The organism is Pseudonocardia sp. Ae150A_Ps1, assembly GCF_001932315.1.
Lineage (GTDB): Bacteria > Actinomycetota > Actinomycetes > Mycobacteriales > Pseudonocardiaceae > Pseudonocardia.
Genome location: NZ_MCIJ01000001.1, coordinates 4,045,016 through 4,067,940, shown reverse-complemented (window position 1 = coordinate 4,067,940; position 22,925 = coordinate 4,045,016). Strand labels below are relative to the sequence as shown.

Here is a 22,925-nt window from a genome sequence, read left to right as displayed (position 1 = left end):
ACCGTCCGTCACATCGCGTGCACGGCCCGCCGTCCCGGACCGTCCCCCCAGGCTATGGGCTGCCGGCCCCGTCCACGTGCCGGCCCGGCAGCGCCATCGACAGCAGGGCCCCTCCCTCGGGGGCCCGGCCCGCGCGGACCTCGCCGCCGTGCCGGGCCGCGGCCTGCGCCACGATCGACAGGCCCAGCCCGGAGCCGGGCATCGTCCGGGAGAGGTCGGCCCGGTAGAAGCGGTCGAAGACGTGCGGGAGGTCCTCGGCGGCGATGCCGTCGCCCGCGTCGGCGACCTCGACGACCAGCCACTCCGGGGAGATGGGGACCATCGACAACCGCACCGTGCCGCCCGGCGGGCTCCACTTCACGGCGTTGTCGAGCAGGTTCAGCACGGCCCGTTCGAGGGCGTTCGCGTCGCCGTCGAGGGTCCAGCGGGTGAGGTGGACGTCGAACTCGACCTCCCCAGCCCGGCGGCGGACCCGGGCGAGTGCGCGCTCGACGACCTCGCCCAGTTCGAGGGCCTCGGTGGCCATCGTGGGGGCGTCGTCGCGGGCCAGCTCGACGAGATCACCGACCAGGTGCGAGAGCTCCTCGACCTGGGCGCGGACGTCGCCGAGCAGCTCCACGCGGTCGTCGGCGGGGAGGTCCGGGGTGTCCGGCCGGTCGGCCGCGGCGAGCAGCTCCAGGTTGGTGCGCAGGGACGTCAGCGGTGTGCGCAGCTCGTGTCCGGCGTCGGCCACCAGCCGTCGTTGCTGCTCGCGCGACGCGGCCAGCGCCCCGAGCATCGCGTTGAAGCTGATCGTCAGGCGGGCCAGCTCGTCGGACCCGGACACCGGGATCGGCCGCAGGTCCCCGGTGTTCGCGACCCGCTCGGTCGCCGCGGTCAGCCGCTGCACGGGCCGCAGCCCCGTCCGGGCGACGGCCACACCGGCCAGCGCGGCCAGCACGACCCCGCCCAGGCCGACCAGCGGCAGCGCGGTGCCGAGCCGGGACACCACCCGGGTCATCGTGTCCAGCTGCTGGGCGATGACGAGTGCACGCCCCTCCCCCGCCGGTACCGCGACGACCCGGTACGGGACGCCCTCGAGCGACGCCGTCCGGCCCGGCTGGATCTTCTCCTCGCCCTGGGCGACCGCGAGCTCCGGGCCGTCGACCGGCGGCATCGAGGTCGGGTCGGCGGAGGTGTAGACGCCCGAGGCGTAGACGAGCGCGATGTGCAGGTCCGCCGCGCCCAGCACGGCGGGTGGCAGCGCTGCGAGCAGCTGCGGGTTGATCAGGTCGCTCTCGGCGGCGGCCTGCGCGCGCAGCTGCAATGTCTCGTCCAGCGAGCTGGTGAGGTTCTGCCGGACCACGAGGAACGCGGCGGCCGACACGATCAGCACCATCGCCGCGGCGACGAGCGCGGCGAGCACGCCGATCCGGGCGCGCAGGGTGAACCGCTCCCGGTCCGGGGCGCGGTACCCGTACACCCGCCGCCACCAGCGCTCGCCCCGTTCCTCGGTCTCGCCGAGCCGGATCGGGCCGGAGTGGGGCGGGCCGGTCACGGCGGCGACTCCCGCAGCACGTACCCGACGCCGCGCACGGTGTGGATCAGTCGCGGCTCGCCGTCGGCCTCGGTCTTGCGGCGCAGGTACCCGACGTAGACCTCGAGCGCGTTGCCGCTGGTCGGGAAGTCGTAGCCCCACACCTGCTCGAGGATCTGCCCGCGGGTCAGCACCCTGCGGGGGTGCGCGAGCAGCAGCTCCAGCAGGGAGAACTCGGTGCGCGTGAGGCTGATCGACCGTCCGCCGCGCGACACCTCGCGGGTGTCGGGGTCCAGCGACAGATCGGAGAACGTCAGCGCGGCACTGGGCGGGTCGGCGCCGTCGTCGGTGTCGGGGACCCGCCTGCGCAGCAGCGCCCGGAGCCGGGCCAGCAGCTCCTCCAGCGCGAACGGCTTCGGCAGGTAGTCGTCGGCGCCCGCGTCGAGACCGGCGACCCGGTCCGACACCGCGTCCCGCGCCGTCAGCACCAGGATCGGCAGGTCGTCGCCGGCGCTGCGCAGCCGGCGGCACACCTCGAGGCCGTCGACCCGCGGCATCATCACGTCGAGGACGAGCGCGTCCGGCCGGTCGGTGAGCATCCTGTCCAGCGCGGCCTGGCCGTCCTCGGCGAGATCGACCTGGTAGCCGTTGAAGGCCAGGGAGCGGCGCAGCGAGTCACGGACCGCCTTGTCGTCGTCGACGACCAGAATGCGCATGGCGCCAGTCTCGCCCAGACGTCTGAGAGGCTGCTGAGCGGCGCTCGGGTAGCGACCGTCACCACCGGGCGGGAGCAGGTCAGGACGCCTTGTAGGCCGCGGCCATGTCGTCGCCGCCGTGCCCGCGCCCGGACGCCCGCCGCAGCCGCTCCCGCACCGCCTCCGCGACGTCGAGCCGCACCCCGGCACCCTCCGCGGCCGCGACGATCAGGCCGGCGTCCTTCGCCGCGTTGTCGACGGTGAAGTTCGGCGTCCAGTCGTCGGCGAGGATCGCGGCGGCCTTGTTCTGCAGGTAGGGCAGGTCGAGCGGGCCACCGGCGACCGCGTCGAGGAACGCCTGCGGGTCCACGCCCAGCCCCTGGGCGAGCGCCACGGACTCCCCGGTGGCGGCGGTGATCGCGAGGACCCAGCTGTTCGCGACGAGCTTCAGCCGGCTCGCGGCCGCGGTGGCGTTCGTGTCGGCGACCCACACGGTCTGCCTCCCGACGGCGTCGAGCACCGGGACGACGATCGCCCGCACCAACGGGTCGCCCGCCACGAAGATCACGAGCTGGCCGGACTCGGCGGGCGCCCGGGTCCCGAGCACGGGGGCGTCGAGCAGCACCAGGCCGTGCCGCTCCGCGATCGGGCGGAGCCCGTCGAACGGCTCGACGCCGACCGTGGTGGTCTGCAGCCAGACCTGCCCCTCGGTGAGCCCGCCGGCCGCCCGCTCCATGACGGCGGTGACGTCGCCGGCGTCGCCGAGCATCGTCACGACCACGTCGGCGCCGCGGACGGCGTCGGCCGGGTCCTCGCACAGGGTCGCGCCGGCGTCGGCCAGCGGCTGCGCCTTCGACGACGTCCGGTTCCAGACCCGCAGCTCCAGACCCGCGGCCAGGACGTTGTGCCCCATCCCGGCGCCCATGATCCCGGTTCCCAGCAGTGCCACGCTCGTCATGGACCTCACCGTAGGACGACGTCGCCGGGTGCGCCGGGCGGTCTCTGCTTGACTGGCGGCGTGACCGACACGGGTGATCCCGGCTTCTCCAACCGGACCGGCCGCCCACCCGGGCGCCTGATCACCCTCGCGTCGCGGTTCGTCCCGGCGATCCGCCGCGTCCAGGAGCAGATCGGGCCGTTCGCCGCCTACTGGGGGGAACGCAACCGCGCCGAGCTCGCCCGGACCGGGCCACTGTGCGTGGTGCTGGGCGACTCGATGGCCCAGGGCCTCGGTGCGACGAGCCCGGAGGGCGGCTGGGCCGGCCGCCTGGAACCGGAGCTCCCGGGGTGGCGGCTGGTGAACCTGTCGCAGCACGGCGCCCGGGTCGACGACGTGCTCCACCAGCAGCTGCCCGCGGCGCTGCGGCTGCGGCCGGACCTGCTGATCTGCCTGATCGGCTCGAACGACCTGATGCAGCCGAAACACCAGGACGGCGTCGGCGACCGCTACGCCGTCCTGCTCGACCGGCTGCCGCGCGGGACGGTGATCGGCAACCAGCCGGGCACGTTCGCGGCCGCGTTGCAGGTCAACGGCCTGATCGACGACGCCGTGCGGCGCCGCGAGCTCGTGCTCGCGGAGCTGCGCGATCCCCGGACCCGGCACTGGCGCGGCAAGCTCGCGTCCGACCGGTTCCACCCCAACGACCGCGGTTACGCCGCGATCGCCGAGGTGTTCACCGAGGCCCTGCGCCGGGCCGGGTACTAGCTGCCGACCTGCGCGGGCTCGCGGCGCGCGTCGGCCTTCGCGGTGCGGCCGGCGACGATCGCGACGCCCAGCCCGACGACGGCCAGCCCGGCCGCGACGACGTTCGGCGAGGCGAACCCGAAGCCCGCGGCGATCACCGCGCCGCCGAAGGCGGCGCCGAGCGCGTTGGCGACGTTGAACGCAGCCTGGTTCGCCCCGGACGCGAGGTTCGGCGCGTCCCCGGCCGCGGTGATGATCCGCAGCTGGACCGGCGGGACGATCGCGAACGTCGTCACCGCGAGGGTGAACAGTGCGATCATCGCGGTCGCCTGGTTCTGCAGGGCAGGGACGAACAACAGCGAGACGACCGCGGTCGCGGTGAGCGCGCCGTAGATCGTCGGCATGGTCGCGATGTCGGCGAGCCGGGCGCCGACGATGTTCCCGACGGTCATGCCGATGCCGAACAGCGCCAGCAGCAGCGTGACCTCGGTCGGGGTGAAGCCGGCGATCTCGGTGAGCATCGGGGTGATGTAGCTGTAGGTCGAGAACAGCGCGGCACCGCCGACGGTCCCGATCAGCAGCGCCATCCACACCGGACGGCGGCCGAGCGCGCGGAGCTCCTGGCCGAGGCGGACCGGGGTGGCGCTGCGGACGTCCGGCACGCACAGCACGATCGCGGCGGCGGCGAGCGCGGCGATCAGCCCGACGACGGCGAACACCCACCGCCAGCCGGCCTGCTGGCCGACGAGCGTCCCGACCGGGACGCCGGCGACGTTGGCCAGGGTGAGCCCGGCGAACATCATCGCCATCGCGCGGGCCCGGCGGTCCTTGGTGACCAGGCTCCCGGCGACGACCGCACCGATGCCGAAGAACGCGCCGTACGGCAGTCCGGCGAGGAACCGCGCGCCGAGCACGAGGCCGTAGCCCGGTACGAGGGCGGAGAGCAGGTTGAACCCGGCGTAGCCGCCCATCAGCGCGATGAGCACGGCCTTGCGCGGGAACCGGTTCGCCGCCGCGATCAGCAGCGGCGCACCGACGACGACGCCGAGCGCGTAGGCGGAGATCAGGCGGCCGGCGTCGGGGATGTCGACGCCGAGGCCCCCGGCGACATCGGGCAGCAGGCCCATGATCACGAACTCGCCGGTACCGATGGCGAAGGCGCCGACGGCCAGCGCGGCGAGCGCGAGCGAGGGGCGCGTGGTGACGGCACGCATCAGCGGACCCTTCCTGGGACGTGTGGTGGGTGAGCCGACGTGGCTCGGAGATGACGGGCGGCGGCCTCGACGCGAATATCCACGCTAGACGAGGAAACTCGCGGATTGCCAGCCGGAACCGTGTCCACTCCGTCACGTCGATCTGGTTGGGTGGTCCGATGGCGACCGGAAAGCTGCCCCGCAAGGTCTACGACGCCGAACTGCTCCGTCTGCAGGGCGAGCTGCTGAGGATGCAGGAGTGGGTGCGGGCGAGCGGCGCACGCGTCGTCGTCGTGTTCGAGGGCCGTGACGCCGCGGGCAAGGGTGGCGCGATCCAGCGGGTCAGCCAGTACCTCAATCCCCGGTTCTGCCGGATCGTCGCGCTGCCCGCGCCGACCGAGCGGCAGACGACGCAGTGGTACTTCCAGCGCTACGTCGAGCACCTGCCGGCGGCCGGGGAGATCGTGCTGCTGGACCGGTCCTGGTACAACCGCGCCGGCGTCGAGCGGGTCATGGGGTTCTGCTCGGAGGCCGAGTACCGGCGGTTCCTGCGCCAGGCCCCGGTGTTCGAGCAGCTGCTCGTCGACGACGGCATCCACCTGCTCAAGTACTGGTTCTCGGTGAGTGCCGACGAGCAGGCCCGCCGGTTCGCCGAGCGGCTGGACAACCCGCTCAAGCAGTGGAAGCTGTCCCCGATGGACCTCGAGTCGATGACCCGGTGGGACGACTACTCGAAGGCCCGCGACGACATGCTGGTGCACACCGACACCGACCACGCCCCGTGGTGGATCGTCGAGGCCGAGCAGAAGCGCAACGCGCGGATCAACATGATCCACCACCTGCTGTCGGCGATCCCGTGGGAGCCGGTGGAGCGCCGGGTGCTGACGCTGCCGGAGCGGGCCCCGTCGTCGGGCTACGAGCGGCCGTCGCGCGAGGTCCAGCGCGACGTCCCCGACCACGCCGCGACGCTCGCCGGGTAGCACCGCCCGGACGGGTGGCGTCCCGCACACCACGCCGTCCGGTACCGGCGGTACCGGATACCGTCGCCCGCGACACGGGCCCGCGCCCCGGCCGGGCCGATCGACGACGGGCGCGGCGCCCCGGCCGCGCGGAGAGGTGGCGCGGCCGTGAGCGTCGTCCTGTTCACCGGATTCCCCGGCTTCCTCGGATCGGCCCTGCTGCCGCGCACGCTGCGCCGCGCCCCCGGCGCCCGCGCGGTGGCACTGGTGCAGGCGAAGTTCGCCGGGCAGGCCCGGGCCACGCTGGACCGGATCGAGCACGAGGACCCGGAGATCGCGGGCCGCACCGATCTCGTCGTCGGCGACATCACCGCGCCCGGCCTCGGCCTGTCCGGCGAGGACCGGGCCCGGCTGCTCGCCGCGCCGCTGGAGATCTTCCACCTGGCCGCGGTCTACGACCTGTCGGTGCCTGCGGACGTCGCCTGGCGGGTCAACGTCGAGGGCACCCGCCACGTCGTCGAGCTCGCCGTGGCGACCGCCGGCGGCGCCGGCCTGACCCGGCTCCAGTACGTCTCCACCTGCTACGTCTCCGGCCGCTACGACGGCATCTTCTCCGAGACCGACCTCGAGCTCGGCCAGGCGTTCGCGAACCACTACGACCACACCAAGCACGAGGCGGAACGGGTCGTCGCGAAGGCCCGCGACGCGGGACTGCCGGTGACGGTCTACCGGCCCTCGATCGTCGTCGGGGACGCGGTGCGGGGCGCGACGCAGAAGTTCGACGGGCCCTACTACCTGCTGCAGCTGCTGGCCCGGCAGGGCCGCACCGCGTTCGTGCCGCTGCCCCGGCAGGCGGCGCGCACGCAGTTCAACCTGGTGCCGTCCGACTACGTCGTCGACGCGATCGCCGCCCTCGCCGGGCACGACGGCGCGGCCGGCCGGACGTTCGCGCTCGCCCAGCCTGACCCGCCGACGGTGACCCGGATGTGCGAGACCTTCGCCGAGCAGCTCGGCACACGCCTGCGGGTGGTCCCGATGCCGACCGGTGCGGCCGCGTTCTCGATCGACCACGTGCCCGGTGTCGGACGCCTGTTCAAGGTCCCGTCCAGCACGCTCGACTACCTCACGCACCCCTCGCGCTACGACACCGCGGCGACGACGGCGACCCTCGCCGGGCTGGGCGTGCACTGCCCGGCGTTCGACGAGCATGTCGGCCCGATGGTGCGGTTCTACCGGGAGAACCCGCAGGTCGGCACCGCGGCGATGGTCTGACTCAGGCGGCGAGCGGCCCGCCCGGCACCGGGTAGGCGGGGAGCGTGATCGCCTCGGCGGGCGGCCGGACCAGGCCGGAGAGCGCCCCGAACGCCGGTGACGCGGCGAGCCGGGTCGCGGCCCGGAACGCGGCGAGCCCGGCCGCGGTGCGCGGGTGGGCGAGCCGCGGCGTGCCGGGCGGCAGCTTCTGTGCCCGCGTCACCAGCGGCCGGAGCACCGGCTCGTAGCGGGCGAGGGCGGTCCGCGGGTCGTCGTGCGCGACGAGCTCGCCCGCCAGCACGTAGGCGCCGGCGAGAGCCAGCGTGGTCCCCATCCCGCTGATCGGGGACGACGCGTACGCGGCGTCGCCGAGCAGCGCGACCCGGCCGCTGCTCCAGGCGGGGAGCCGAGCCTGGCCGATCGCCTCGAAGTACAGCTCGGCGTCGTCGAGGTCGCGCAGGATCCGCGGGACCTCCCAGCCGGCGTCGGCGTAGGTCGCGCGCAGCACGGCGACGACGTCGTCGCGGCCGAGCCGGTCGAGCCCGCGCACGTCGGAGACGAAGCTGAGGAACACCCGGGTGGTGCCGGCGTCGTCGGGCCGCAGCGACGCCGTCCGGCCGCGGCCGCAGGGGTGCCAGCGCCAGCGGTCGTCGTCACCGGTGGTCCGCGGGATCGCGGCGTACGCGCAGTAGAGGCCGAGCTCGTGCACGGCGGCGCCGGGCACGATCAGCTCCCGGGTGCGCGAGCGCAGCCCCTCCGCGACGACGACGAGATCGAACCGGCGCCGCGGCCCGCGCTCGAACTCGACCTCGACGCCCTCGCCGTCGTCGTGCAGGGCGGTGATGCGGTCGCCGAACACGTACCGCGTCCCGGGCAGCGAGTCGTCGTGCAGGATCCTGGCGAGCCTGCCGCGCAGGATCTCCAGCTCGGCGGTGGCGCCGCCGGAGTCGTCGGTCCCGGCGTCGAACGACGCGAACGGCCGCCCGCGCCCGTCGACGAAGTCGGTGCCCGACTCGCCGGTCCCCGCCGCGCGCACGGCGTCCTCCAGCCCCATCCGGCGCAGCACCTCGCGGCCGACCCCGCGGACGTCGACGTTCTGTCCCTCCTCGCGCAGGCCGTCGGCCCGCTCGACGACGGTGACGTCCACTCCGGACGCCGTCAGCAGGGAGGCGAGCGCCGGGCCGGCGACGCTCGCTCCGGAGACCAGGACGTGCTGCACCATGCCCCGACGGTAGGCGCTCCACCGCCGCCCCGGACGGGTGGAATCCGTGCCCGTTCACGATGTCTTCCGATTTGTTCGTTACCTCCTACGCCGTAACCCGTTGGACCGTTCGAGCCATCCGGGGGGACCAGGCGTAGATGATCGAACTCCGATCCGTGACGAAGACCTATCGAGCGGGTGCCGGCGACGTGCACGCACTCGCCGGCGTGGACCTGACGATCGACGAGGGCGAGCTCGTCGCGATCATGGGGCCGTCCGGGTCGGGCAAGTCGACGATGATGAACATCCTGGGGTGCCTGGACGTCCCCACCGACGGTCACTACCGCCTCGACGGCGAGGACGTCGTCGGGCTGCGGGAGAACCGGCTGGCCGACCTCCGCAACCGGCGGATCGGGTTCGTCTTCCAGTCCTTCAACCTCATCCCCCGGACCAGCGCGGCGCGCAACGTCGAGCTGCCCCTGGTCTACGCGGGCGCCGGGCGCCGGGCGCGCCGGGACCGGGCGCTCGCCGCGCTGTCCCGGGTCGGCCCCGGCGACAGCATGCCGAACGAGCTCTCCGGCGGGCAGCAGCAGCGGGTCGCGATCGCCCGCGCGCTGGTCACCGAGCCGTCGATGATCCTGGCCGACGAGCCGACCGGCAATCTCGACACCCGCTCCACCGTCGAGGTCATGGAGCTGCTGGTGGAGCTCAACGAGGCGGGCCGGACCGTAGTCCTGATCACGCACGAGGACGAGGTCGCCGAGTTCGCGCGACGGGTCGTACGGCTGCGCGACGGCCGGATCACCAGCGACGTCCGGCAGGAGCCGACCCGCACGACGGCCGGTCCGGCATGAACGTCGTCGAGGCGGCCCGCCTGGCACTGCGCGGGCTGCGTGCCAACAAGCTGCGCTCCGCCCTGACCACGCTCGGCATCATCATCGGGGTCTCCGCGGTCATCGTGCTGGTCGCGCTCGGCAACGGGATCCAGCGCGGTTTCAGCGACTCGTTCGGGTCGCTGGCCACCCAGATCACGGTGAACACCGACCAGGACGGCGGGGGCACGCCGCGCGCCCTCACCGACGCCGACGTCGCCGCGCTCGACGACCGCACCGACGCCCCGGACGTCGCCTCGGCGACACCGGTCGCGGGCGGCCCGGTCGTCGTGCAGCGCGACGGCAGCGAGCGGTTCCGCGGCACGGCCACCGGCACCACCGCGGACTACCTCGACGTCACCGGCCGTGACCTCGTCGTCGGCCGAATGTTCGACGACGCCGAGGTCCGGTCCAAGGCCAAGGTCGCAGTGCTCGCGCCCGGGCCGGTGCAGGAGCTGTTCGGCGGGGACGCCGGGGCCGCGCTGGGCTCGGAGCTGCGGATCGGCCGGAGCTCGTTCCGGGTGATCGGCGTCGTGGAGGCCACCGGGGACGACCAGACGGTGATCATGCCGCTGGACACCGCCCGCGGGTTCGTCCTCGGCGGCGGCGAGGACATCGGCACCGTGCTGGTGCAGGCGACCTCGTCGGCCACCGTCCCGGCGGCGCTGGACCAGGTCACGGCGTTGCTCGACGGCCGGCGCGACGTCCGCGACCCCACGGACCGCGACTACTCCGCCACGGCGCAGCAGAACCTTCTCGACCAGGTCAACCAGACGCTCGGCTTCCTCACGCTGTTCACCGTGGCCGTCGCCGCGATCTCGCTGATCGTCGGCGGGGTCGGCGTCGCGAACATCATGCTGGTCACGGTCACCGAACGGACCCGCGAGATCGGGATCCGCAAGGCCATCGGCGCGCCCCGGCGGGCCGTGCTGCAGCAGTTCCTGCTGGAGTCGACGATCCTCGCCGGGCTGGGCGGGCTCGCCGGCATCCTGCTCGGCGTCGGTCTGTCCACACTGGCCGCCGCCACCCTGCCGCAGGTGGTCCCCGACTTCCCGCCGCCCGTGGTGGATCCCGCCTCGGTCGTCGTCTCCTTCGTGATCAGCCTCCTCATCGGCCTCGTCGCCGGCGGGTACCCGGCCAACCGCGCCGCGCGGCTGCGCCCGATCGAGGCGCTCCGGTTCCAGTGACATCTCCACCCACGACCGACGACAGGGGCCCCGCATGCCGGTTCCGGCATCCCGGCAGACGACTCGACGACGACCCGGCCGGCGCTGGGCGGCACTGCTGCCGCTGCTCGCCGTCGCGTCGTGCACCGCGGGCCAGACACCGCCACCGGTCGTCGACGTCGACCGCGGCGAGGTCGTGTCGAGCGTCGCGGCGACCGGCTCACTGGTGTCGATCACCGAGCAGAACCTCGGGTTCGCCGAGGGCGGCCGGCTGTCCGAGGTCCTGGTCGAGGTGGGCCAGCGGGTCGAGCCCGGCCAGATCCTCGCCCGGCTCGACGACTTCGCCCTCTCCCAGGCCCTGGAGCAGAGCCGGGCCCAGCTCGCCCAGCAGCAGGCGGCGCTCGACAAGATCCGCAACAGCAACTCGGTGGAGGCCGCGGCCGCGAACCTCGACCAGGCACGGGCCGTCCTCGACGCGACCCGGGGTCAGGTGGACGCGACGAACCGGGCGGGCGAGGTCGCCGTCGAACGGGCGCGGGTCCAGCTGGACTTCGACCGGAAGAGCCTCGAGCGCGCGGAGGAGCAGCTCCGGGAGGCCGAGGCGGCCTGCGGCACCGGGAGCTCCACGTCGCCCTCGACCTCGCCGTCCACCTCGCCGTCGGAGCCCGGCTCCGGAGGCCTCGGGAGCCTGCTCGGCCGTGGCGCCGAGGGCGGTACCGACGGGGCCACCGGTGCGACGCCCGGCGGGTCCACCGGCGGGCTGACCACCGACCCGGCGTGCCAGAACGTCCCGACGGCCGAGAGCGCCGTCCAGCAGGCCAAGGGCGTGGTGGTCACGTCGAAGACCAACCTGGCGACGGCCGAGCAGCAGGCCAGGACCGAGCAGGCCGCGGGCCGGGTCTCCATCGAGCAGGCCCGCACCAGCGTGGTCACCGCGGAGAACGACCTCGGCCTCGCGGGCACGGACCGGCCGGCCGACACCAGCGCCCAGGAGGCGATGGTTCGCGACGCCGAGGCCGCCGTCGCCCTGGCCCAGAACGACCTGGACGCCGCCGCACTCCGCGCCCCGACCGCCGGGGTGGTCTCCGAGGTCAACGGCGCCACCGGCGAGTTCCTCCCGGCCGCGTCCGGGACGACCGCCCTCGCGCCGGGCAGCTCGGCCCGGATCCCCGACGCCGCCGCGAGCGGTGCGTCGGGCACTGGCGGCGGGGACGCCGCAGGCGCCGCCGGGGCCGGCGGCGGACCGTTCATCGTCCTCAACGACGTCGCGTCGTTCCAGCTCGTCGTGCCCTTCGAGGAGTCCGACGCCGCGCGCATCCAGCCCAACCAGGAGGTCGACGTGACCGTCGACGCGGTCCCCGGCCTGACCACGCCGGCCACCGTGCTGGCGATCGCGCCGACCGGTCGCGACGTCTCCGGCATCGTCAACTACTACGCCTCGATCGTCCTCCGGGAGGGCGACCCGCAGCTCCGCGACGGACAGACCGCTGAGGCCGCCGTCCGGGTCGAGGCGGCCGACGGGGTGCTGCGCGTCCCGTCGTCCACGGTCCGGACGGAGAACGGGCAGCGGATCGTCGACGTCCTCGGCGAGGACGGCGAGGCCGCCCCGGTGCCCTTCGTCCCGGGCATGGTCGGGGACGAGTTCACCGAGGTCCGCTCCGGGCTCGACGAGGGCCAGTCGGTGCTGCTGCCGCAGGGTCAGGTCGCCGCTGCGCCGGGTGGGCCGCCGCAAAACTGAGGTTCGCCGTGCACCCACGGCCCGGACGGCCCGTGCCTGCTCCGGGCCGTGGGTGACCCTCGTGGCTCGACAGGCTCCAGCCGGTCAGCGGTCACGGACCGCGGCGACGGCCTCGATCTCGACGAGCTGGTCGTCGTAGCCCAGCACGGTCACCCCGAGCAGCGTGCTGGGCGCGTCGTGCTCGCCGAAGGCATCCCGCACGACCTCCCACGCCGCGACCAGGTCGGCCTGCCTGGTCAATGCGACCAGCACCCGGGTGCTGACGACGTCGCTCAGCGACGCCCCGCTCTCCTCCAGTGCCGTCGTCAGGTTCTCGACGGCCTGGGCCGCCTGACCCGCGTAGTCACCGACCGCGACGGTCGCACCGTCCGCGTCGAGCGGGCAGCTGCCCGCCAGGAAGATCAGTCGCGTGCCGGCGGGCACCGTCGCGGCGTAGGCGTACTCGGCGACGTCGGAGAGTCGCGAGGAACGGATCAGGGTCACGGCCGTGGTCATCACCGCCGACGTTAGCCGGACGCTCCTCCCGGCGGGATCAGATTTCCGGTGTCCGGAGCGGGTCGTCCTGCGGCGCGGGCTCCTGCACGAGCGTCATCGACACGAGCTCGGTGAACCCGACCCGCTTCGCGAAACGCACCGAGCGACGCTTGTACACCGTGAAGCCGAGCTTCGTGTACAGCCCGAGGGCGGCGACGTTCGTGTCCTTGATGTCCTCGAGCACGTACTCGCGGTATCCCGGCAGCGCGAGCAGGTGACGCAGCAGCGCGGTGCCGACTCCCCGCCCCTGATGCTCCGGTTCGGTGGCGACGAACCCGATCTCGGCGAGCCCCGGCCGTGCACCCTCCGAGGGAGGCATGAACCACCTCCGGATCACAACGTAACCGAGCAGCCCGCGGACCAGCCCGAGATGACGCCTGATCTCCCGGAACCGCGGCGCGAACAGCGTCTGCTCCGCCTCGGTGAGCGACGCCAGACCGGCGGGCTCCCCCTCCACGAGGGCGACGTGGAACCGTTCGAGCAGCAGCATGTGCTCGAACGCGTCGGCCAGTCTCCCGGGGTCGCGGGAGAAGGCGACGAAGTCGTCGGCGAAGCTCCGTACGTACACCTCGGTGATGCGGCGCCGGTACTCCTCGCCGAGGACGTCTCCGCGCTCGACCACGACACTGGACTCGATCATTCCCGGCTGCTCCGCTCGTCAGGCACTCTGCCGGTGAACACTAGCCAGCGGCCCGGCCCGCACCGGGACACCGGACGGACGCCGCACCATGTGTCCCGGATGTGCCCCCTGACGACGACGGCGGCGACGAGGCGCCGGAGACTCCCAGGTAACCTCCACGTACGCCCTCGTAGCTCAGGGGATAGAGCACCGCTCTCCTAAAGCGGGTGTCGCAGGTTCGATTCCTGCCGGGGGCACGCAGGTCAGAGGCACATCGACGATCCTCCGACCGACTGCCGCCGAGCCCGCGAAATCCTCCACAGCCTGTTCCAGGCCTGCGTGACTCACCACCCTGTCGATCCAGCGCGCCGCTTTCTTCGAGAGCGGTCCATCAGATGGTGTTCGACGACGTCGTCGGGCACCCCGATCCGGCAGACTGGACCCTGATTGCTATGAGAGCGCTATCGTGACGCTATGAGCCAGGAGATCCGGCAGTCGGAGTTGCGCAACGACAACGCGTCGGTCATGCGCCGGGTCGCCGAGGGCGAGTCCTTCGTCGTGACGGTGAACGGCCGTCCGGTAGCCGATGTGGTCCCGCACCAGCGGGGCACGGGCAAGCGCCGGTTCGTCCCGGTGTCCGAGCTCGTCGATACGTTCGCGACGGAGCCGCCTCCCGACCCGGCGGCGTGGCAGGCCGACCTGGATGCCGCTGACGAGCTCTTCGGCGACGACGACATCGCCGACCCGTTCGACGGTGGCCGGCGTTGACGAGGAGCGAGCCGCGCCGAGCCCTGCTCGACACCTCCGTCGTGATCGACTTCCCGGCCGCTCGGGTTCTCGAGGTCGCCGACGAGGTCGCTGTCTCGGCGGTCACGATGGGCGAGCTGCACTACGGGGTGACCGCCACGGCCGACCCTCTGGTCCAGATGCGCCGACGCCGACGCGTGCAGGCCGTCCTCGACCGGTTCGAGGTACTGCCGTTCGACGTGGTGACCGCCGAGTACTACGGGGCGTTGGCCACCCTGGTGCGCCAGATCGGGCGGAATCCCCGACCACGACGGATGGACCTGCAGATCGCCGCCACCGCGGCGCGGCACGATGTCGCGCTGTTGACCCGCAACGCCGCTGATTTCGCCGGCCTCGAGTCGGCGCTGACCGTGATCGACCTGATGGACGGGTAGCGGACGCCGTGGACCTCGTGACCGGCACGCTGCATCAGCCCGGCGCAACCGATCCCATTGCGCCGCAACCGACGACAGCGACCTCTGCCATTCTGTCTCCCCTTCCGGTGTGTTGCGCCCTCAGCCGACAGGTGTCCGCCGTCAGAGCGGGAGCACTCGATTCTCGACGACACTCTTCATGACCAGGGTGGAGCTGAGGCGCTGAACTCCGGGGAGCGCCGCGAGTCGCTCGTCGTAGAGCTCCTGGAACGCGGTCAGGTCGCGTGTGAGGACGCGGAGCAGGTAGTCGGGGTCTCCGAAGAGACGTTGGGCCTGCACGACGTGTGCGATGTCGGCGACGGCCCCCTCGAAGGCGTCGATGGTGTCGCGGTCGGACTCGCGCATGGTCACGAAGACGAGGGAGTCGAAGTCCAGGCCGAGGACGTGGGGATCGAGATGGGCTCGGTACCCGGCGACGGCGCCGGCCTGCTCGAGCGCCCGCAGTCGCCGGTGACACGGCGACACGCTGAGCTGCACCCGCTCCGCCAGTTCCGTGATGGTCATTCGGCCGTCCTCCTGGAGCTCGGCAAGAATTTTTCGGTCAGTGGCATCCACCCATGGATTCTTACTTCAAGTGAGCCGCTCCGTCGAAAGAATGAGAACACCTTCCACCGCTGCGCTCCTAGCGTTGCCGGCAGGCCCGGAGGCGCTCCGGAGCCCGGAACAGAGGAGGCAGGCATGGTGGTCGGGACGGTCGTCGCGTTCTGGGGACTGTCGCTGCTACTCGTGTGCACTCCCGGTGCGGACTGGGCGTACGCGATCGGCGCCGGAGTCGGGCAGCGCAGCGTCCTCCCCGCCGTCGCAGGCCTGATGGCCGGGCACCTGACCCTGACGGCGGCGGTCGCCGCGGGGATGGCGGCGGTCATGGCGGGTTCCCCGACGATCCTGACCGCACTCACGGCGATCGGTGCCGCCTACCTCGTGTGGCTGGGGCTGTCCGGCCTCACCCGCCCCGCAGGCGCGGTGCCGGGCGCAACGGTCGAGACGGCGTCGTGGCTGCGGCAGGTCACGAAGGGCGCAGGGATCAGCGGGTTGAACCCGAAGGCGCTACTGCTGATCCTTGCCGTGCTGCCCCGGTTCACGGACCCTGCGAGCTCCTGGCCGGCGGGTATCCAGATGCTGGTTCTCGGCGCGGTGCACGTGGTGACCTGCGGAGTCGTCTACATCGGCGTCGGGATCGGCGCACGACGCCTCCTCGCCGCGCGGCCGACATGGTCACGGCTGGTGTCGTGCGTGTCCGGCGCCGCGATGGTCGTGCTGGGCGCGGGCCTGCTCGTCGGACAGTTCGCCGGCTGAACCTCCCGCTCCATCGTGGGTCCTGGCCCCCGATCGTTGTTGAGCATAGAGTCAAAAACATGACGGACGACGCGCTCGACGACGACCGGCTGCCGAAGTGGGTGCGCTATCGGCCGCGCCCGTTCCCGGATGCCAACCTGTTGTTGCTGCCGGGACCGGAACCCGCGTTGGTGGACACCGGCTTCGTCGGCCACGCCGAGCAGACCCGCGCGTGGGCCGAAGCCGAGGCCGGCACCCGGATCGCCACGGTCGTCAACACGCACTGGCACGCCGACCACGTCGGCGGCAACGCCGCCCTGCAGGCCACCGGCGCACAGATCGCCGCCGGCGCCCCCGATGCCGATGCCGTCGCCCGGCGCGATCCCGGCTGCTGCATGGCCGAGTACCTCGACCAACCCGTCAGCCCGTACACCGTCGACCGCTCCCTCGAGGACGACGAGATGCTCCGGCTCGGCGAGGTCGAGTGGCAGGTCGTGCACACACCCGGCCACACCCGCGGACATCTGAGCCTGTGGCAGCCCGAGGAGCGGCTGCTCGTCGTGGGGGACGCGCTGTCGGACCACGACGTCGGCTGGGTCTCCACCGCACTCGACGGCCCGGACGCCGCCGCGATCGCGAAGGCGTCGCTGGAGCGGCTCGACGGCCTGCACCCCAGGGTGCTCCTCCCGGCGCACGGACGGATCCCCGACGACCCCGCCGCCGCACTGGCGAACGCCCACCGCCGCGCCCAGCGCCTGGTCGACGATCCGCAGGGTGCCGTCTGGTATGCCGCCCGCCGCATCTTCGGCTACGCCCTGATGATCCGCGGCGGCATCCCGCTCCCCGAGCTGCAGGACTACCTGCTCGCCCGGGCCTGGATCACCGACACCGCGACCCAGCTCGACCGGTCGGCCCCGGACGTCGTCGACGAGCTCGTCACCACGATGCGGCGCAGCGGTGCGGTCGTCGAGCAGGACGGACGTCTGTGGGCGGCCGCGGAATACGTCCCCGTCGACCCCACTGCGCTCGACCAGCCCTGGCCGCGCGACTGGCCACTCTGACCCCGTCCACCGAGGAGATCCCATGAGCTGGACCATCGACCGACACGGCCGCGTCGCCGTGGTCACCATGACCACCAACAAGGTCAACGCCCAGAACCGGGCCTTCTTCGCCGACCTGCACGACGCGTTCGACCGCCTCGAAGCCGACCACCCGGATTCGCCGGTCGTGCTCACCGGACAGGACGGCCGGTTCTCCGCCGGCCTCGACCTCGGCGAGCACTTCCCCCTGTTCGCCGGCCCGGCCGACGGGGTCCGCGACTGGTTCGCCGCCTACCGGGCCACGAACGTCCGCCTGTTCACCTACCCGCGCCCCACCGTCGCCGCGGTCAACGGCCATGCCTTCGCCGGCGGCCTGATCACCGCCGCGGTGTGCGACCGACGCATCGCCGTCGACACCGGTGCCCGCTTCGCGCTCAACGAGGTGCCCATCGGCATTCCGATGCCCGCGGTCTACGTCCGCATGCTGACCTACGCCTGGGGCGAGCGCACCGCTGCCCGCGCATCCCTGTTCGGAGAGACCGTCGACCAGGACCAGGCCCTCGACCTCCGCATGGTCGACGAGCTGCTGCCCGCCGACCGGCTGCTCGGCCGCGCCGTCGAGATCGCCGACTCCATCCCCGCCGACACGCTCGAGCACTATGCCTTCACCAAACGTGCCACCCAGGCCGCCGCCCTGCGCGACATAGCCGACCTGTCCGACCCCCTCGACGACGAGCTCCCACGCTGGTTCACCACGCCCGACGCCCGCCACGCCCACAAGCGCTACTGGCAGCAGCTCAAGGGAACCGAAGCGACCTGGTGACACTCATGCCGCATCGAGCGCAGCACGGGAGGCGGCGAGGATCACGGCATCCAGACCGGACGGGGGCGGTCGCCCGGCCAGCAGGTAGCGGCGGATCGCCGCGCCGGGCAGATCCAGCAACGCCAGCGTCGCCGCCCGCCGCCGCGCCGGAGTCACCTCGCCGTACCAGCTCCCGGTGAACCGGGACACCGCCGCGGCCAGGTCGTCGTTCACCGTCGCGAGCTCCGCCGCGAGGTCGTCGGGCCAATGCGGGCTGAGCTGCTCACGGCCGTAGGCGGCGAGCACCTGGGCGGCGGGCCGGTCCTCCCGCGCCCACCGCGGATAGTGCAGCACGGCCGTACGCAGCGCGGTCTCGACGTCCTCGACCGACAGGGCGGCAATCATGCCCGCCTGACCGGTGCGGGCGCACCGGATCCACAACCGCGCCAGCAGATGGTCCTTCGTCGGGAACCGGTAGTAGATCGACCCGACGTGCCCGCCCATCTCCCCGGCCACCGCCTCGACCGTCATTCCCGCCGGCCCGTGGGCCGCGATCACCCGGAGCGCGGCGTCGAGGATCGTGCCCTGGTCGAAACGGGCAGGTCGTGGCACCCCGGCAGCCTAGGGGCCGCCTCCCGGACCCGACGAGCCCGTCACGTACGCCCCGTGAGCACCGGCCTCACCACGCGTCCGGCTCGAACTCGGCCGTCATGTCCCGCCACCCGACGGGCTCGCCGCAGTGGGCGCAGGTCGGCCTCGGCTCCGCGGCGTGCCCACAGCCCCGGTGGACCAGCCGCACCGGCGGGACGTCGTTCTCGTACCGGTCACCCCACGCCATGAGCGCGACCAGCACCGGGTAGAGATCGGCGCCCTTGGTCGTGAGCCGGTACTCGTACCGCGCCGGCCGCTCCTGGTAGCGGACACGATCCAGGATCCCCTCGGCCACGAGGACCCGTAGCCGGTCGTTGAGCACGTTGCTGCCCAGGCCGAGCTTCGACCGGAAGTGGTCGTAGCGACGCTCCCCGCGGAAGCACTCGCGGAGGATCATCATCGTCCACCGTTCGCCGATCACCGACCAGGTGCGGGCGACGGAGCAGTACACGTCCTGCAGTTCGTCGTGCTTCACCCCTCCATAGTAGGAAACGATTCGAGTCCGACGAGTTTGTGGCTGTGCCGAATCCTCGCTACGGTCGAACTCTCTTCGAGTCCTACCTGTGGAGGCCCCGGATGCCCTACTACCAGTTCACCGTCCCCACCGGCGGCGCGACGCTGCAGCACAAGCGCGAGATCGCCGCCGCCGTGACGAAGGTGCACAGCGAGGTCACCGGCGCGCCCGCCGCGTACGTCCACTGCTCGTTCGCCGAGGTCCCGGCCGGGAGCATCTTCGTGGCCGGCGAGCCGGTGGACGGCCCGCGCATGGTCGGGCTCATCCGGGACGGCCGGTCCGCCGAGGTCCGCGGCCGGCTGATCCACGGGATCGCGGACGCGTGGTGCGGCCTCACCGGGGACGCCAAGGAGAGCCTGGCGATCTTCCTCCACGAGGTCCCCGGCGCCAACGTGATGGAGGACGGGGTGATCCTCCCGGAGTCCGCCGACGATCCGGGTGCTGTCCACTGAGGACCGTGGCCGCGTCGGGTACTGCTTCAGACCGGTACCGGACCGTGCGGGTGCCGGTCGTCGACGACGATCGGGTGCGAGTGCACCCAGCCCCGCCCGGTCCACCGCGCCAGGGCGACGTGGGCGTGGTCGGCGCCGTCGTGGCGGTGGCGGATCAGGTCGGCGCCGGTCCTCGGCCACAGCGTCACCGCCGCGACGGTCCCGGCGACCGCCGCCACTGCGAGCACGACCCAGGTACCGGTGAACCCGGCGACGACCATGAGCCAGCCGGTCAGCGGGTAGGTGACCAGCCAGCAGGCGTGGGAGAGGGAGAACTGCGCGCTGAACAATGCGGGCCGCTGCGCCGGACCGGACGACACCCGCAGCAGGCGCCCGGTGTTGACCATGATCAGTCCCGGCCCGGCGCCGACGAGCGCCCAGGCCACCACCGCCGCGGGCCACGACGGGTGCAGCCCGACCAGCACCGTCGCGGCCGCGGCGGCGAGCGAGACCACCGCGCCGGAGAGCATGACCGTGCGGGTCGACGCGCGCCGCGCCGCCCAGGGCGAGAGGACGGCCGCGAGCGCGGTCCCCGCCCCGCACACCGCCAGGAGCAGGCCCACCTCGGGATCGGACCCGCCCAGGAGATCGCGGACGACGTTGACCGTGGTGACCAGCGAGACGACGCCGACCGTGGCGACCACCGCGTTCAGCGCGAGCAGCCCGCGCAGCTGCGGGACCGCCCGGAACAGCCGTACCCCGAGGAGCACCCGGGTGCCGAAGCCGCCCTCCGCGCGCGCGGTGACCGCCGGCACGGCCGTCCCGGCGACGAGCGCGGCCGAGACCAGGAACCCGGCCACCGTCCCGACGAACAGCGACGAGTAGCCGAGCACCGCCAGCGCCGCCGCGGCCAGGAGCGGGCTCCCGACCGTCTCCAGGCTGCTCGCCAGCTGCGACGCCGACAGGGCCCGCGTGTAGTCCTTCTCGCCGGTGACGACGTCCGGAAGGACCGACTGGAAGACGGGCGTGAAGGTCGCCGAGGCCGTCTGCAGCACCCCGATCAGGACGAACACCTGCCAGACCTCGGCGACCCACGGCAGGAGCAGGACGACGCCGGCGCGCACGAGGTCCGCGCCGACCATCAGCCGTCGCCGCGGTACCCGGTCGGCGACCGCGCCGACCACGGGGCCGACGACCACGTACGCGACCATCTTGACCGCCAGTGCCGCCCCCAGCACCAGCGCGGCCCGGTCGGCGGCGAGGTCGTAGGCGAGCAGGCCCAGCGCGACCGTGGCCAGGCCGGTGCCGGTGAGGGCGACGACCTGCGCCACGAACAGGTTCCGGAACCGCGTGTCCGCGAACAGCGATCGCATCACGTCCCTTTCGGCTCGATTCCGCGAACCGTACGGACAGAACGGGATCGCCCCAACGGATCACCTGCCAGGAATCTGCACCAAGGAATTGTTCTCTTGTGGCACCCGGTTCCGAGTAGACCCGGCTCGACACGGAAACCCTGGGTGGGGCCGATCGGCGAGATCAGGACCGGTCAGCGCCCCGACGCAGCCGAAGCCCGGAATCCCCGGAACGAATGACCGGGATCACGGCGACGATCCCGGCGAGAGCGCGGCGATCCCGGCGAGCACGAGGTCGATCCCGGCGAGGAACTGCTCCCGGTCGTCGTGCTCCCGCATCCGGTCCGCCACGGCACGGACGAACGGGTACTCGACGGGATCGAGCTCCTCCCACGCCCGTGCGGCGACGCCGAGCATTGCGCTGCGGTCCGCGTCCGGCCCGGCCACACGGGCGTTCGCGGCATTCTGCGCCGCGGCGCCGAGGATGTGGTGCACGAGCGCGGTGGTCGCCGTGAACCACGCGTCCTCGGGCACCTCCAGCGCGCGGACCCGCTGCCCGACGCTCTCCAGGATCCGCGTCGTCACCGGCCCCCACGGTGCACGGGAGAGCTGCGACGACAGCTGCGCGCCGAGCCACGGGTGGTCGTCGATCGCGTCGAACAGGCCGAGCGCGACGGCGCGGACCCCGTCCCGTGGCGTGACGTCCCGGCCCGGGTCGACGGCCAGCGCGGCGGCGACGACATCGTCGGTCGCCGCGGCGAGCAGCTCGTCCTTGTTCGCCACGTGCCAGTAGATCGCGCCGGGACCGGTGGCCAGGCGCTCGGTGAGCGCCCGGAACGTGAGCCCGTTCTCGCCGGACGCGTCGAGCACCTCGACGGCGGTCCCGACGATGCGCTCGCGGGAGAGCGCATCCCTGCGACGCGTCCGAGGTGTCATGCCGCCATCTTGACAGGTCTGGAACGTTGTTCCAAACTCTCCCTTGGAACAACATTCCAATCGTCGGAAGGAGCCGTCGTGAACTCCCCTGTCACGATCATCGGTGCCGGACTCGGCGGCCTCACCCTGGCCCGCGTCCTGCACGTCCACGGGATCCCCGTCACGGTCCACGAGGCGGAGGCCTCCCCCACGGCCCGCACACAGGGCGGGATGCTCGACATCCACGACGAGACCGGCCGGCCCGCGCTCGAGGCGGCGGGTCTGGGCGAGCAGTTCCGCGCCCTCGTCCTGGCGGGCGGGGAGGCGACGCGGGTCGTCGCCCCGGACGGGACCGTCCTGTTCGACGAGCCCGACGACGGCTCCGGAGGGCGGCCCGAGGTGCAGCGCGGCGAGCTGCGCCGGATGCTGCTCGACTCCCTCCCGGACGGCACCGTCCGGTGGGGACACAAGGTCACCGGCGTCCGGGCGCTCGGCGGGGGCCGGCACGAGGTGACCTTCGCCGACGGCGACACCGCCGTCACGATGCTGCTCATCGGCGCGGACGGGGCGTGGTCCCGGGTCCGCGCGCTGCTGTCCGGCGCGCGTCCGGAGTACGTCGGCACGTCGTTCGTCGAGACCTACCTGTACGACGGCGACACCCGCCACCCGGCCACCGCCCGGGCCGTCGGCAGCGGGGCACTGTTCGCGCTGACCCCGGGCACGGGCATCGTCGCCCACCGCGAGCGCGGCGGGACCCTGCACTCCTACGTGGCGCTGACCAGGCCGCAGGAGTGGTTCGCCCCGATCGGCACCGGCGACACCGCCACCGCGACCGCGCTCGTCGCCGCGGAGTTCGACGGCTGGGCGCCCGAGCTCACCGCGCTGATCACCGACAGCGACACCGCTCCCGTCGTACGACCGATCACGACCCTGCCCGCGTCGGGGTACCGGTGGGACCGGGTGCCGGGGTGACCCTGCTCGGCGACGCCGCCCACCTCATGGCGCCGTCCGGCGACGGCGCCAACCTGGCCATGCTCGACGGCGCCGAGCTGGGCCGGGCGATCGCCGCCCACCCCGGCGACGTCGAGGCCGCGCTCACCGCGTACGAGCAGGCCCTGTTCCCCCGCAGCGCCGAGGCCGCGGCGGAGGGGGCCGTCGTCTTCGACGCCTGCTACGGCGCCGACGCACCGCACAGCCTCCTCGACTTCTTCGCCGAGGTGGGTCCGGACCGATGAGAGCCGCCCCTCCCCAACCTTGACGATTCCGGCCCGCAGAGGGACGGCGGACGATCGGCCGC

At 73.1% G+C, this 22,925-nt stretch carries 25 protein-coding genes, 1 tRNA gene and 1 pseudogene; 15 read left to right on the top strand and 12 right to left on the bottom strand.

The genetic code is table 11. From position 1 onward, the window contains the following. Nucleotides 1-52 precede the first annotated feature (52 nt). From Ae150APs1_RS19065 to Ae150APs1_RS19055, 3 genes are all read right to left on the bottom strand, one after another. Nucleotides 53-1,537 (bottom strand): HAMP domain-containing sensor histidine kinase, encoded by a 1,485-nt coding sequence (locus Ae150APs1_RS19065; protein ID WP_139316979.1) that lies wholly within the window; start codon nucleotides 1,535-1,537, stop codon nucleotides 53-55. Continuing rightward, the gene (locus Ae150APs1_RS19060; RefSeq protein ID WP_075299371.1) at nucleotides 1,534-2,232 is read right to left on the bottom strand and encodes a response regulator transcription factor; all 699 of its coding nucleotides are present in this window, start codon (nucleotides 2,230-2,232) and stop codon (nucleotides 1,534-1,536) included. The genes Ae150APs1_RS19065 and Ae150APs1_RS19060 overlap by 4 nt, the downstream gene beginning before the upstream one ends. Before the next feature lie 79 nt (nucleotides 2,233-2,311). After that, the gene (locus Ae150APs1_RS19055; protein WP_075299369.1) at nucleotides 2,312-3,169 is read right to left on the bottom strand and encodes an NAD(P)-dependent oxidoreductase; all 858 of its coding nucleotides are present in this window, start codon (nucleotides 3,167-3,169) and stop codon (nucleotides 2,312-2,314) included. Nucleotides 3,170-3,229: 60 nt separating this feature from the next. On the opposite strand from Ae150APs1_RS19055, the gene Ae150APs1_RS19050 reads away from it, so the two are divergent. Continuing rightward, a complete protein-coding gene (locus tag Ae150APs1_RS19050) occupies nucleotides 3,230-3,916 on the top strand; it encodes an SGNH/GDSL hydrolase family protein (RefSeq protein WP_060574032.1) in 687 nt (228 codons plus the stop codon). Here Ae150APs1_RS19050 and Ae150APs1_RS19045 read toward each other — a convergent pair. Further along, entirely contained in the window at nucleotides 3,913-5,109 is a 1,197-nt protein-coding gene (locus Ae150APs1_RS19045) for an MFS transporter (protein ID WP_075299367.1), read from the bottom strand. The genes Ae150APs1_RS19050 and Ae150APs1_RS19045 overlap by 4 nt on opposite strands. 158 nt (nucleotides 5,110-5,267) lie before the next feature. On the opposite strand from Ae150APs1_RS19045, the gene ppk2 reads away from it, so the two are divergent. Together ppk2 and Ae150APs1_RS19035 are read left to right on the top strand one after the other, a co-directional pair. Continuing rightward, nucleotides 5,268-6,068: a polyphosphate kinase 2 gene (ppk2, locus tag Ae150APs1_RS19040; protein ID WP_010240989.1), complete on the top strand. Its 801-nt coding sequence runs from the start codon at nucleotides 5,268-5,270 to the stop codon at nucleotides 6,066-6,068. A 147-nt stretch (nucleotides 6,069-6,215) separates the two neighbouring features. Continuing rightward, complete coding sequence (locus tag Ae150APs1_RS19035) at nucleotides 6,216-7,319, top strand: SDR family oxidoreductase (RefSeq protein WP_075299365.1); 1,104 nt, start codon at nucleotides 6,216-6,218, stop codon at nucleotides 7,317-7,319. 1 nt (nucleotide 7,320) lies between these two features. On the opposite strand, the gene Ae150APs1_RS19030 is transcribed toward Ae150APs1_RS19035, so the two are convergent. After that, nucleotides 7,321-8,520: an FAD-dependent monooxygenase gene (locus tag Ae150APs1_RS19030; protein WP_075299363.1), complete on the bottom strand. Its 1,200-nt coding sequence runs from the start codon at nucleotides 8,518-8,520 to the stop codon at nucleotides 7,321-7,323. A gap of 137 nt (nucleotides 8,521-8,657) precedes the next feature. Between Ae150APs1_RS19030 and Ae150APs1_RS19025 the strand changes: the two genes are divergently transcribed. From Ae150APs1_RS19025 to Ae150APs1_RS19015, 3 genes are read left to right on the top strand one after another with little or no spacing between them, the layout of a single operon-like run. After that, nucleotides 8,658-9,353: an ABC transporter ATP-binding protein gene (locus Ae150APs1_RS19025; RefSeq protein ID WP_075299361.1), complete on the top strand. Its 696-nt coding sequence runs from the start codon at nucleotides 8,658-8,660 to the stop codon at nucleotides 9,351-9,353. Beyond that, complete coding sequence (locus tag Ae150APs1_RS19020) at nucleotides 9,350-10,558, top strand: ABC transporter permease (protein ID WP_075299359.1); 1,209 nt, start codon at nucleotides 9,350-9,352, stop codon at nucleotides 10,556-10,558. Before Ae150APs1_RS19025 ends, Ae150APs1_RS19020 begins: the two co-directional genes overlap by 4 nt. A gap of 34 nt (nucleotides 10,559-10,592) precedes the next feature. After that, the gene (locus Ae150APs1_RS19015) at nucleotides 10,593-12,275 is read left to right on the top strand and encodes a biotin/lipoyl-binding protein (protein ID WP_060574036.1); all 1,683 of its coding nucleotides are present in this window, start codon (nucleotides 10,593-10,595) and stop codon (nucleotides 12,273-12,275) included. A gap of 84 nt (nucleotides 12,276-12,359) precedes the next feature. Here Ae150APs1_RS19015 and Ae150APs1_RS19010 read toward each other — a convergent pair whose 3' ends face one another. Continuing rightward, on the bottom strand, nucleotides 12,360-12,770 hold the full coding sequence (locus tag Ae150APs1_RS19010; RefSeq protein WP_075299357.1) for a Rid family hydrolase: 411 nt from the start codon (nucleotides 12,768-12,770) through the stop codon (nucleotides 12,360-12,362). Nucleotides 12,771-12,807: 37 nt separating this feature from the next. Continuing rightward, entirely contained in the window at nucleotides 12,808-13,449 is a 642-nt protein-coding gene (locus tag Ae150APs1_RS19005) for an N-acetyltransferase (RefSeq protein WP_075299355.1), read from the bottom strand. Between the two features lie 163 nt (nucleotides 13,450-13,612). On the opposite strand from Ae150APs1_RS19005, the gene Ae150APs1_RS19000 reads away from it, so the two are divergent. The 3 genes from Ae150APs1_RS19000 to Ae150APs1_RS18990 all read left to right on the top strand — a co-directional run bounded on the left by Ae150APs1_RS19000 (nucleotide 13,613) and on the right by Ae150APs1_RS18990 (nucleotide 14,609). Then, nucleotides 13,613-13,685 (top strand) — tRNA-Arg (locus tag Ae150APs1_RS19000). A gap of 217 nt (nucleotides 13,686-13,902) precedes the next feature. Then, the gene (locus Ae150APs1_RS18995) at nucleotides 13,903-14,196 is read left to right on the top strand and encodes a type II toxin-antitoxin system prevent-host-death family antitoxin (RefSeq protein WP_060574038.1); all 294 of its coding nucleotides are present in this window, start codon (nucleotides 13,903-13,905) and stop codon (nucleotides 14,194-14,196) included. Then, entirely contained in the window at nucleotides 14,193-14,609 is a 417-nt protein-coding gene (locus Ae150APs1_RS18990; RefSeq protein ID WP_227012706.1) for a type II toxin-antitoxin system VapC family toxin, read from the top strand. The genes Ae150APs1_RS18995 and Ae150APs1_RS18990 overlap by 4 nt, the downstream gene beginning before the upstream one ends. A gap of 141 nt (nucleotides 14,610-14,750) precedes the next feature. Here Ae150APs1_RS18990 and Ae150APs1_RS18985 read toward each other — a convergent pair whose 3' ends face one another. Next, nucleotides 14,751-15,203, bottom strand: coding sequence for an Lrp/AsnC family transcriptional regulator (locus tag Ae150APs1_RS18985; RefSeq protein WP_060574039.1), 453 nt, complete (start codon nucleotides 15,201-15,203; stop codon nucleotides 14,751-14,753). 123 nt (nucleotides 15,204-15,326) lie between these two features. On the opposite strand from Ae150APs1_RS18985, the gene Ae150APs1_RS18980 reads away from it, so the two are divergent. The 3 genes from Ae150APs1_RS18980 to Ae150APs1_RS18970 are packed head-to-tail and all read left to right on the top strand — an operon-like array spanning nucleotide 15,327 to nucleotide 17,786. After that, complete coding sequence (locus Ae150APs1_RS18980; protein ID WP_075299353.1) at nucleotides 15,327-15,944, top strand: LysE family translocator; 618 nt, start codon at nucleotides 15,327-15,329, stop codon at nucleotides 15,942-15,944. Nucleotides 15,945-16,003: 59 nt separating this feature from the next. Next, the gene (locus Ae150APs1_RS18975) at nucleotides 16,004-16,984 is read left to right on the top strand and encodes an MBL fold metallo-hydrolase (RefSeq protein ID WP_060574041.1); all 981 of its coding nucleotides are present in this window, start codon (nucleotides 16,004-16,006) and stop codon (nucleotides 16,982-16,984) included. A gap of 22 nt (nucleotides 16,985-17,006) precedes the next feature. Beyond that, on the top strand, nucleotides 17,007-17,786 hold the full coding sequence (locus Ae150APs1_RS18970) for an enoyl-CoA hydratase/isomerase family protein (RefSeq protein WP_060574042.1): 780 nt from the start codon (nucleotides 17,007-17,009) through the stop codon (nucleotides 17,784-17,786). 3 nt (nucleotides 17,787-17,789) lie between these two features. On the opposite strand, the gene Ae150APs1_RS18965 is transcribed toward Ae150APs1_RS18970, so the two are convergent. Next, nucleotides 17,790-18,377: a TetR/AcrR family transcriptional regulator gene (locus tag Ae150APs1_RS18965; RefSeq protein WP_075299351.1), complete on the bottom strand. Its 588-nt coding sequence runs from the start codon at nucleotides 18,375-18,377 to the stop codon at nucleotides 17,790-17,792. Nucleotides 18,378-18,444: 67 nt separating this feature from the next. After that, nucleotides 18,445-18,891 (bottom strand): helix-turn-helix domain-containing protein, encoded by a 447-nt coding sequence (locus Ae150APs1_RS18960; protein WP_060574044.1) that lies wholly within the window; start codon nucleotides 18,889-18,891, stop codon nucleotides 18,445-18,447. 101 nt (nucleotides 18,892-18,992) lie between these two features. Between Ae150APs1_RS18960 and Ae150APs1_RS18955 the strand changes: the two genes are divergently transcribed. Continuing rightward, nucleotides 18,993-19,382, top strand: a complete 390-nt coding sequence (locus Ae150APs1_RS18955; RefSeq protein WP_060574045.1) for a 4-oxalocrotonate tautomerase family protein — start codon at nucleotides 18,993-18,995, stop codon at nucleotides 19,380-19,382. Between the two features lie 26 nt (nucleotides 19,383-19,408). Here Ae150APs1_RS18955 and Ae150APs1_RS18950 read toward each other — a convergent pair whose 3' ends face one another. Continuing rightward, nucleotides 19,409-20,734, bottom strand: coding sequence for an MFS transporter (locus tag Ae150APs1_RS18950; protein WP_075302289.1), 1,326 nt, complete (start codon nucleotides 20,732-20,734; stop codon nucleotides 19,409-19,411). A gap of 225 nt (nucleotides 20,735-20,959) precedes the next feature. Further along, nucleotides 20,960-21,649, bottom strand: a complete 690-nt coding sequence (locus Ae150APs1_RS18945; RefSeq protein WP_060574046.1) for a TetR/AcrR family transcriptional regulator — start codon at nucleotides 21,647-21,649, stop codon at nucleotides 20,960-20,962. Nucleotides 21,650-21,727: 78 nt separating this feature from the next. Between Ae150APs1_RS18945 and Ae150APs1_RS33745 the strand changes: the two are divergent. Together Ae150APs1_RS33745 and Ae150APs1_RS34675 are read left to right on the top strand one after the other, a co-directional pair. Beyond that, nucleotides 21,728-22,165 (top strand): annotated as a pseudogene (locus Ae150APs1_RS33745) (FAD-dependent monooxygenase); the annotation flags it as partial. Continuing rightward, nucleotides 22,087-22,863, top strand: a complete 777-nt coding sequence (locus tag Ae150APs1_RS34675; protein WP_349289910.1) for an FAD-dependent monooxygenase — start codon at nucleotides 22,087-22,089, stop codon at nucleotides 22,861-22,863. The pseudogene Ae150APs1_RS33745 and the gene Ae150APs1_RS34675, both read left to right, overlap by 79 nt. The last annotated feature ends 62 nt before the right edge of the window (nucleotides 22,864-22,925 follow it).